This is a genomic window from Herbaspirillum sp. GCM10030257, assembly GCF_042666555.1.
Lineage (GTDB): Bacteria > Pseudomonadota > Gammaproteobacteria > Burkholderiales > Burkholderiaceae_D > Noviherbaspirillum.
In genome coordinates this window covers 1-9,917 of the sequence record NZ_JBHTDH010000063.1, presented here as the reverse complement: position 1 = coordinate 9,917, position 9,917 = coordinate 1, and the positions used below count along the sequence as shown (strand labels likewise).

At 55.0% G+C, this 9,917-nt stretch carries 10 protein-coding genes; 5 read left to right on the top strand and 5 right to left on the bottom strand.

Features of this window, described 5'->3' with window-relative positions; genetic code table 11:
* Positions 1–561: 561 nt before the first annotated feature.
* Entirely contained in the window at positions 562–1,008 is a 447-nt protein-coding gene (locus ACFQUU_RS28765) for a winged helix-turn-helix transcriptional regulator (RefSeq protein ID WP_382252011.1), read from the bottom strand.
* 96 nt (positions 1,009–1,104) lie between these two features.
* Between ACFQUU_RS28765 and ACFQUU_RS28760 the strand changes: the two genes are divergently transcribed.
* The 3 genes from ACFQUU_RS28760 (at position 1,105) to ACFQUU_RS28750 (ending at position 4,853) form a co-directional block, all read left to right on the top strand.
* Positions 1,105–2,334, top strand: a complete 1,230-nt coding sequence (locus tag ACFQUU_RS28760) for an MFS transporter (RefSeq protein WP_382252010.1) — start codon at positions 1,105–1,107, stop codon at positions 2,332–2,334.
* A gap of 519 nt (positions 2,335–2,853) precedes the next feature.
* Positions 2,854–3,480, top strand: a complete 627-nt coding sequence (locus ACFQUU_RS28755) for an ankyrin repeat domain-containing protein (RefSeq protein WP_382252008.1) — start codon at positions 2,854–2,856, stop codon at positions 3,478–3,480.
* 452 nt (positions 3,481–3,932) lie between these two features.
* Positions 3,933–4,853, top strand: a complete 921-nt coding sequence (locus ACFQUU_RS28750) for a LysR substrate-binding domain-containing protein (protein WP_382252006.1) — start codon at positions 3,933–3,935, stop codon at positions 4,851–4,853.
* A 79-nt stretch (positions 4,854–4,932) separates the two neighbouring features.
* On the opposite strand, the gene ACFQUU_RS28745 is transcribed toward ACFQUU_RS28750, so the two are convergent.
* The 3 genes from ACFQUU_RS28745 to ACFQUU_RS28735 form a co-directional block, all read right to left on the bottom strand.
* A complete protein-coding gene (locus tag ACFQUU_RS28745; RefSeq protein WP_382252005.1) occupies positions 4,933–5,340 on the bottom strand; it encodes a hypothetical protein in 408 nt (135 codons plus the stop codon).
* Positions 5,341–5,408: 68 nt separating this feature from the next.
* Positions 5,409–5,792 carry an OsmC family protein gene (locus tag ACFQUU_RS28740; RefSeq protein WP_382252003.1) on the bottom strand — a complete coding sequence of 128 codons (384 nt, stop codon included), beginning with the start codon at positions 5,790–5,792 and terminating at the stop codon, positions 5,409–5,411.
* Between the two features lie 151 nt (positions 5,793–5,943).
* Positions 5,944–6,654, bottom strand: coding sequence for a pirin family protein (locus ACFQUU_RS28735; protein WP_382252002.1), 711 nt, complete (start codon positions 6,652–6,654; stop codon positions 5,944–5,946).
* Between the two features lie 422 nt (positions 6,655–7,076).
* Here ACFQUU_RS28735 and ACFQUU_RS28730 point away from each other — a divergent pair, with 422 nt between their 5' ends.
* Entirely contained in the window at positions 7,077–7,541 is a 465-nt protein-coding gene (locus ACFQUU_RS28730; protein ID WP_382252001.1) for a carboxymuconolactone decarboxylase family protein, read from the top strand.
* A 163-nt stretch (positions 7,542–7,704) separates the two neighbouring features.
* On the opposite strand, the gene ACFQUU_RS28725 is transcribed toward ACFQUU_RS28730, so the two are convergent.
* A complete protein-coding gene (locus ACFQUU_RS28725; RefSeq protein WP_382252012.1) occupies positions 7,705–9,228 on the bottom strand; it encodes an MFS transporter in 1,524 nt (507 codons plus the stop codon).
* On the opposite strand from ACFQUU_RS28725, the gene ACFQUU_RS28720 reads away from it, so the two are divergent.
* Positions 9,149–9,403 (top strand): hypothetical protein, encoded by a 255-nt coding sequence (locus ACFQUU_RS28720; RefSeq protein ID WP_382252013.1) that lies wholly within the window; start codon positions 9,149–9,151, stop codon positions 9,401–9,403. The two genes, ACFQUU_RS28725 and ACFQUU_RS28720, sit on opposite strands and share 80 nt — an antisense overlap.
* Positions 9,404–9,917 lie beyond the last annotated feature (514 nt).

The window sequence follows — 9,917 nt, the reverse complement described above, 5'->3', positions numbered from 1 at the left end:
CAAGGAACGCGAGCGTGCTAACACTTGCAAGTCGGCATGTTCCTGCTCCGATAGTGTGATCTCCGCTTTCTTTGGACGTCCGCGTTCCATGGCCATACTCCTGTTTCAGCAGCATAGCCAATAGACACCTCAACTTATATAAAGTTACTTGCGGGACGCCACACTAGATACTTGACACACTCAACCCCCATCCCAACCTTCCCTCTGCCAAGGGGAAGGAGTTCTGCCTCCTCCTTTAAGCAGGGGTGCCCGGCGCAGGGTGGGGTAGCAAGTATCAAGACGTTTTTCTGTCATTTATTTACTGAATGCTCAGTAGGTGAACGTCGGCTCTGGAGAAGGGCGACCGTCAGCAGTGGGTCGACAGCGACACTTAGAGTCGTGGACTCCACCGTCCGGAAAGTAAACTATAGCCGCCGGCAGTCCATGACGGATTTACTGCAGGGTTCGGCCATTAGCTTCCTCTTGACATCCTTGCACGGCACTCCGAAGCCGACATTGGCCCTCGCACACTGATTTGGGGCGCGTAATAGAACGGTCCAGCGGAAGGCAAGAGCCCCGCATTTAGGATAACTTCCGCACCTCGGTCTCATCAGGAGACAGTTCATGGTTATCAATCGCCCGGGGAGCCATGAAATGCAAGGGCTTACCCGTTCTCTTTTCGACCAGCTCAGAGTGGAGTTCATCCTCTGCGAATAAATGCCGTTCGCCCCATTGACGAAGCGCTACGACAAGCGGGAACAAGGCCTCGCCTTGTTTAGTAAGGACATATTCCTGATAGGCGCTGCCATTTGACGCAGGCTGAATTGCCAGGATTCCTGCATCCACCAGCCGACGGAGTCGGTCGGACAGGATGTTGCGCGCAACCCCGAGGCTTCGTTGGAAGTCACTGAACCTGCGCACGCCATCGAATGCGTCACGCACCACAAGCAGACTCCAGCGGTCACCGATGACATCAACTGAGCGGGCGACCGGGCAGGGTTGCGCGCTCATATTCTTGAGGCTGTTCATCTTCCGGTACCAGTTGTGGAAAGTGGTTGCATTTTAAAACCAAATCACCTACTCTTCAACTGGTTTTGTTTTGCAACCGAATTAGGAAGGTCATTCATGCAAGCCGGAAATACGACTGCCCCCGCCAACATGGCTTTACCCTCCACGATGACCCGCGGTGCCATGCTCCTGTTTGCATGCGCGAGCGGACTCAGTGTCGCCAATGTGTATTACGCGCAGCCCCTTCTCGACGCCCTGGCTGCAGATTTCTCCATTCCTCAGGCTGCGATCGGCGGGGTGGTCACCGCCACTCAGGTAGGATGCGCTCTTGCGCTGGTGTTGCTCGTTCCCCTTGGCGATCTTCTCGAGCGGCGGTGGCTGATGCTTGTGCAGGTACTTCTGCTGACGACCGTACTGGTCTGCGTTGGACTAGCCCGGTCGCCTGCCATGTTGCTTGCGTCCATGTTTCTGGTCGGAGCGCTCGGGACAGCAATGACCCAAGGCCTTATAGCCTATGCTGCCAGTGCCGCATCAGAGAATGAGCGGGGACGGGTAGTAGGCGCAGCGCAAGGTGGCGTGTTTCTCGGGTTACTACTTGCCCGCGTGATGGCCGGCGGCATTAGTGATATCGCAGGCTGGCGCACCGTCTACTTCTGCTCGGCGGTGACGATGCTGATGCTTGCCACGCTGCTATGGTCAGGACTGCCACGCCTTGCGAGACCGCCGCATCGGATGAGTTATCTGCGCTTGATTGGCTCAATGTTCCTGCTGCTGCGGCAAGACCGCGTCCTGCAGGTCCGCGGCGTGCTGGCGCTCCTTATGTTCGCCGCTTTCAACATCTTCTGGAGCGCCATGGTGTTGCCGCTAAGCGTACCGCCGTATTCATTTTCACACACGGCAATTGGTGCCTTCGGTCTGGTAGGTGCCGTCGGTGCTCTGGCCGCCGCACGCGCCGGCCGCTGGGCAGACCAGGGGTTTGAGCAACCCACCACGTTTGCTGCACTTGCGCTGCTATTGGTCGCCTGGATACCATTGTCCTTGCTGGGTACGTCACTTTGGGCGCTCGTCATTGGCATAGTGCTACTTGATCTCGGGGGGCAGGCAATTCACGTCACAAACCAGAGCATGATCTTCCGATCCCATCCGGATGGACATAGTCGAGTGGTAGGCGTCTACATGCTGTTCTACGCAGCCGGCAGTGGGCTGGGCGCTCTGGCGACTACAGCTGTCTACGCCGCCACTGGCTGGCCTGGCGTTTGCTTCCTTGGTGCTGGAGTTAGCTTACTAGCGCTTGCTTTCTGGGCCGCGACTTTGCGACACATCACTGTTGCCACATCTGTGAAGTAGCACGCGCAAGCGGCGGTGGCTGACTGGGAACGCGCCGATGAACTGAAACGTTGAGCGTCCGCCTTCTGAAACGCCGACCGGCAGGTAAAGGTCGATAGCTCCATTACGAGACCTTGACGCCACGGTCCGGAAAGTTGCCTATACTCGCCGGTGGTGCGTGACCAACCTACTACTGCGTGCACCAATTCTGGTCATTCGGGATGAGTCCATGACGCCGAAAAGCTGTCGTTGGCTGTGAGCACAGGTTATCGGGTGCGGTGTGGAACGGAAAAAAGGCAATTGCAAAAATGAAAGATTGGAGATTCTGATTCTGCTGTATACCGCCGCGTCGTTTATAGAGAAGCGAGCAAGATCCGCTTCCACCATGGCAGGATGCCTACGCAGGCTGTCGAACAAACGCCCGAGGCAGTCCCTTCAATTAGCAATTCGCCGCCTGCCCCCGAAGCGGCAGAGGTGTCTTCGGACGCCACTGAAGGTCTGAGGCCTCCCACACCGCCGCAACCGGAAGCCTCGCGGCTCATGGCGGGAACCAGACGCCGCCGCTGGCACTATGCACTACTTGCACTAGCGTTAATCGTTAGTATCGCGGTTGCCCCGGGGTTATGGTATTGGGGCTTTAATCAGTGGGAGCGCTCAAGACCGCACACGGAATTGACGGAAGCGGCAGCGTCCGATGACATGGACAAGCTCAAGAGGGCGATTGCGGATGGCTCAGACGTGAATGCGCGTGGCGGCGACGGACTGACCGCCTTGCAGTGGGCCGCACGGAATGGTCACCTTCATGCAGTCAATGAACTGATTGACGCCAAGGTAAATGTGCACGTAGAGGCACGCGGCGGTCCCATCTCCGGTAATACTGCCTTGGATTTCGCAGCGTTTGATAATGGAAATGTCGAAGTCATCTGGGCGTTAATCGCTGCAGGAGCGGCCATTGACCACCAAGACGCAGGCGGGAATACTCCCTTGATGGGCGCAGCGGTAAAGGGGCATGTTCTTGCGGTGGAGGCATTAATCGCTGCAGGGGCGGACGTCAATCGTAAGAGTAATGCCGGTTTAACTCCCCTACACTATGCTAGCGGATATTCTGACAAGCCTTTGAACCCTGACGTAGTCACGATTCTCAAGGCTGCGGGAACACGCGATTGATTCTTCCAGTCGACCACCCGCTGCAGTCCATCCGTCTTCTCACTCACGCTTGACAGGGGCTGGCTGATGGGTGTCTCCTTTTGGAAAGTCCGATGCCCGCTTAGGGACGTCGCCAGCGGGCGCTGATAATGAGCTCAACGGCGGCAATCTGGGATGGGAGAGGGAACGAAAGGCCTGATGTAGACAAATTCGGAGAGGTATGCGCTGGCCTTGCCCTAATGCGCCCCTTATACTTGTGCCTGGCGAAAGGTTTAATAGCAGGTGACCAGCGCCGTAGTAAAAATTGTTGAATCATCGTTACAAAAAGATGAGGATCCGCTCGACAGGATACTTGGCAAACTGGCTGTGAACGTCTGCGTCGCACTGCCTCATCGACATTTAACTTTAAACAGAAGGGCATACATCCGTTATCGGTCCACCTATGACACCGGCAGGGATGTCTGCAGATAGCCATGCTCAAACTTACACTCGAAGCCCTTCAAATCATTGATGCCATTGACAGGCTCGGCTCTTTTTCCGCGGCCGGCAAGGAGATCTTTCGCGTGCCGTCTACCATCTCCTATACGGTGGGCAAGCTGGAAGAAGATCTCGGTGTGGCCTTGTTCGAACGGTCCGGACCTAAGGTGGTACTGACGCCGGCGGGTAAGGAGTTGCTTAAGGAAGGGCGGCATTTACTGCGTGCTGCGAGTGACCTGGAGATGCGGGTACGACGTGTCGCCTCCGGCTGGGAAACAGAATTTGCGATTGGCATGGACTCCATGTTGTCGCCAGTGGCACTGCAAGACGACATCCAGGCTTTTTACGAAATAGCTGACCAGACGCGGTTGAAAATCGTCCAGGAAGTATTGTCAGGAAGCTGGGAGGCGCTGCTTGACCGTCGGGTCGACCTGTTGATTGGCGCTGCTGGCGAAGGCCCGTCCGGTGGCGGATATAAGAGTGAAATCCTCGGCACAGTCCGCTTCATATTTGCAGTTGCCCCATCCCATCCGCTGGCATCAATCAAACGTCCTTTGACGAAGGAAGACCTGCGTCCCTATCGCGCTATCTCGGTGGCTGATTCCGTTCGGCAGACCCCAGCACGCACCGTAGGCCTGTTACTGGGGCAAGACACCCTCGCGGTGCCGGACATGCGGACTAAATATTTCCTGCAGCTGGCTGGTCTTGGATTTGGCTTTTTACCAGAATGCTATGTGCGCGAAGCGCTGTCCAACGGGGCACTGATCATGAAGGAAGTGGAAGAACCCAGAGCAGATGAAACCTTTTCCGTTGCGTGGCGTACGGGAGAGGAAGGGGAAGCGCTCAAGTGGTGGCTGGCACGTGCCCGGCAGTATGCCACTCCTGAATGCTTCGCCATGCTAGCACCGGGATGCTGATCGTCATCACCCCCCATTTGCTTAAACGGTCTACAGTGTTTGGCAGGCTGCTCGCTTGAGGACAGAGTTCTCCATGCATTCACTTCACAAGGCCAAAGGTGCTGCGAATGTGTTCCAATTGTCGACGTACGGCGGCATGCTCCATCACCACGAGCGGCTGTTTCTGGAGAATGTCGCGGTAGCGATCGGGGAATGGCGAAGACACGTTGTCAGGGTTTAGGATCAGTGTCCTGGTCTGCGTGTATGCGGTGTGCATCTCTTCGTTTCCAACGTGGTCCTGGTCAATCAATTCATCGATGGATGCCATCAACTGGCTGAGCATGCGGAGCCACTCAAAACCCGGATGCTTGGTCAGGAGTTGCAGCAACTCTCCCGGTGCGACTGCTCCCCATTCTTTTTCATGGTCGCGACGCGCCACCTCGACCAGTGTCTGGTGCAGCCTGCGCAAAGCATGGGTGAGAGAGCGTAGGCCGTGTTTCTTATCCATCGTCTGTTCTTCTGTTAAAGCAACCAGCAAACATGCCGGCGCCTGGTATCTGCCGAAAGCCGCCTTGCCTATTCCAACTCGTTAACAATCCGTATTTCGCCGGACAAGGTTTTATGGACCGGGCACTTATTCGCGATATCAGTTAGGTGCTGCTTGTCTTCGTCGCTAAGATTGCCTATATAGCGGATGTGACGGGTCAACTGGTACGCTCCATCATGTTGTCCATGCGCGATGCGAACCTCGATATCCTGCAAGTCCATATTTTTGCGTTGGGCATACATTTTTACTGTCAACGCCGTGCAGGCGCCCAAGGCCGCCGCCAGCAGATCATGTGGTTCAGGTCCGGTCTCTTCGCCGCCATACACCTTGGGTGCATCCGTCAACAAGCTATGAGGACCGATTTCGATAACGTGCTGAAGCTTGCCTTGACCTTTGTGGACTCTGATTTCCATTTGTCTTCCTTTCGATAATTTCTTTTAACTTTTCAGGAACTACGCGATGTCATTCATATTTGTAACAGCGTACCGGGGAGGCACCGCAAGTTTATTCTGTGCGTAGCCGGTATCCCGACGCATCTGGAGCATATCGCTCCAGATGCGTTGGTTAGGGCGTTCCGTACGGCAGGTCAAACAAGAGTACTTCGGCGGCTTCGGCGCCTGACAAGGTCACCAGACTTTCATTGCTGAGCTTAAGTCCGTCGCCACCGCCCAGTACAACACCATTGACCTCGAGCCGACCACGGATCACGTGCACATAGGCACTGCGACCTGCAGCAAGGCGGTGTTCGATCTTGTCATCGCCGTTTAGAAGCGATGCATATAGCGAAGCATCCTGAAGGATCGACACGGAGCCATCGCGGCCGTCAGGCGAGACGATCAGACGCAACTTTCCTTGTTTCGATCCTGTGTCGAAATGCTTTTCTTCGTACGTAGGTTCTGTTCCCTGTACATTCGGCTCAATCCAAATCTGCAGAAAATGCACGCTGTCCGAAGCCGAATGGTTATATTCGCTATGCCGCACGCCTGAGCCCGCGCTCATGCGCTGGACATCGCCGTAACGCAGGACCGAACCATTGCCCATGCTGTCCTTATGTTCCAGCGCTCCATCGAGGACATAGGAAATGATCTCCATATTACGGTGACCGTGGGTGCCGAAGCCTTCAGCAGGTTGAACGCGATCTTCATTAATGACAAGCAGCGGGCCAAAACCGGATTGCTTCGGATCGAAATACTCTCCAAAGGAAAATGTATGGCGGGACTGAAGCCACCCAAAACTTGCTGCTCCACGTTCTGTGCTTTTACGGATTTCCAGCATGATGTACTCCTTTATGTTCTGCGGCTATTTACGAAAATTTCGATTCTTACTTCAGGGGCGCTTGCTGCTCTGTGCTCCACGAATGATGCCGACGGAGCTATTATGGCGCCGTGACTAGAGTTAAAAAAGCGGAAAGTTTGCGTTCCTATATTCGAAAATTTCGAATATAGCAGTGTTATCGAGATATACATATTTCCCACGCAACATCGGAAGTGCTTATTCAGGGATTCACAACGGCTGTTTATCAGGCGTCATGTGAGCACTAGGACAACACCATTGCCATACGCCGCACCGACTGCCTACGTACGTGATAAGGCACACTGTTTTGTCCGTCGGGATGTCACAACACCGCACCGCCAGTCGTCTAGTAATTGAGGACGGCGCATTGGGCGTCGTCACACTTAACGAACAAAAGGATTGTCATGTCACAAGCTGTCCGGATTTCGCTGTTCAAGCAGGCGCCCGCCAATCTCAAGGCCTTGATAAACTTGTCCGTTTCGGTCAAGCAAAGTTCACTTGGCGAACGGCTGGTTGAACTAATCAACCTGCGCATTTCGCAAATCAACGGCTGCGGTTTTTGCGTCGATATGCACTGGCGCGATTTGATCCGCCAAGGTGTCGAGCCCCGTCATCTGAATGCCGTCACTGTATGGCGCGAGGCGCCGTTCTTCAGCGAGCGCGAGCGGGCGGCATTGCGTTGGGTGGAAATTGTCAACAATCAGCCGCATAGCGATGCCAGCAACGAGGAGTATGAGCGGGTGCGTGAATATTTTTCTGAAACCGAGATCGTTGAGCTCGGCTACGCTGTCGCTGCAATCAAGGGCTGGAACATGCTTAATCTGAGTCTGCGCAATCCTATCCCGGAAGTGCCCGCACCAGGATTCTGACAAGGCTTGAAGCTGAGCTCTGAAGAAACTCACCTCCCCATCCATGCGCATGCATGACGTACGCCACTGTTGACGGGTTCAGCGCAAACCAGGTCAGGGTCGCAACTTGAAGTGTTTTTATCTGGTCGATAAGCCGGCCTTGCGTAAAAGAGAGGTTTCTATGTCAGTCGCCTTTAACAAAGTAACGCGTCACCAAAGGTGCGTTCTCGCCGATATGAAACGCCAGCTTTCGTTCGCGCAGTGCGACGTCTGATGCCGTAACTCGATCGAAGCGGCGCAGATGTTCAGTCCAGGATTCGTCTACGATCTGCTCTATATAACGACCGGGCTGCGCGATGTCATGCAAAAGGTCCCACTTTAAAGCACCTTGTCGCAGACGGCTACGGCGGCTTTCCAGCATCAGTTGCTCAAATTCGGTTGCATGCCGGGCATCGATCAGATACTCGATCGTGACCACGACGTTGCTTCTTTGAATCGGCAAATCCATGATTGGCGCTTTGAATTCCTTAGAAGGCGTCAAGTCCTCTTCAATATCCCGGTCCGCCGTGAATCGTTGCGCGGCCAGCATGGCCACCGTCCCCGTTACCGCGGCAATCGCCAGGCTGATCTGGACAGTCTGCCATGTCGCGACCTGCCCCCACACGGCAGCACCGCTGGCACTGGCCCCCATGATCGCCATCTGGTACATCGACATACCGCGTGCACGTACCCAATCCGGCAAGCCTAACTGGGCAGATACACTGAGTGAATTGGCAGTAGTGATCCATGCGGTGCCTGCAAAGAACATCGCTGCGACGGCAATATAGGTATTTGGTGCAAACGCGACTATCAGTGTCGCAACCGATTGCAGTATCGTGCCGCGGACCACCAGCGCGTCACGGGACATTAGTCGTCGCAAGCGCGGCAGGAACATTGCCGCGACAATTGCGCCTGAGCCCATCGATGCAAGAAGAACAGTGAAGGTGCCTGCATCGCCGCCGTGCAACCCACGCGCGACAAGCGGTAATAATGCAAGTAACGCCGTCGAATGAAAAAAGAACAGGAAAATTCTCAGCAAAACGGCTTTCAGCCGGGACGACTGTCGTACGAACTGAATTCCGACCCGCATTGCACTTAACAGTCGTTCGCGTTCCAGCGTACTCGGCACACGCTGGTAGCGCCATTGCATGATGACGAATCCGCACACCAAAGACATCGCGGCATTGAGAAGGAACACGTAGGCACTTCCGGCGGTGGCAATGATTGCTCCCGCGATAAGGGGACCGATGATGCGCGATGCGTTCATGGCGATGCCGTTGAGCGCAAGTGCGGCCGGCAGTTCCGAGCGCGGAACCAGGTCCGGAACGATAGCCGCAAATACTGGCCAGCGCATGGCGAGGCCAATGCCATTGGCAAACGTCAATGCCAGCAGCAACCAAGGGTTCATCAATCCGGTCAGAACGGCAGCGAACAGAATGACAGCCACCACGGCAACCCAGAATTGAGTGGCAATGAAATAGCGACGCCGGTCGAGGATGTCTGCAAATGCCCCGCTAGGCAATCCGAGCAGGAATACGGGCAGTGTGGACGCCGTTTGGACGAGCGCTACCCATATTGGTGAGGCAGTCATGGATGTCATCATCCACGCCGACGCGACGTCATTCATCCACATCGAGATGTTGGCAGCCATCCATACGCTCCATAACATGCGGAACACAGGACGCTTTAACGGAAGGAAGGGCGAAAGTGATTCCGAGCCGGAGCGGGAAGACTGGCTTGGTGTAGGTGTTTCCAGGGGTGTTTCGCTTGGCATGGACGAGTTAGCGGGTGCTGTTGACTACAGTATTTCATGTATCACTAAAGACAGCTTTGCCCTTCTTTGAGCTGCAGCGTTTCAATTGCCTTTTTACGCATCTTCAGAGAGATTGGCAGAGGTTGTGGTTTTGTTTGTACGTTGCCATTGCCAGTATCACCGCATATTTCCAACTAGAAAGCATTACATGGGAAAAAGTGGGTTTTGCTGCGCACAGATAGTTTTCGCATCGGCGACGGGAAAACCGATCTCGACACCAATACGTTATTGACGAAATTTCTCTGCATGAATTGGGCACCGGGCGCGATGGCTTTGACGATGCTGACATCACTGTAGCTGACCTAGACCGCTTCGGGTGGCGACTGGCTGTTCCGGCTTCTTCGCGGAGTGGCCGCAATGCGACACGGAGACGCCGTCGTCATCATTCGCCGATGAGGCGCATGCTTCAAGAGGACTTTTTCAAATGTAAGGGACTTCCCCGTCCCGACGCGGTGTTGAAGTCGCACGGCATCGAGTGCCAAGATTGAGGTGTCGTTGTTCAATCTGAACAGGAGGGGAAGTCATGGAACAGCTTACTACCATTG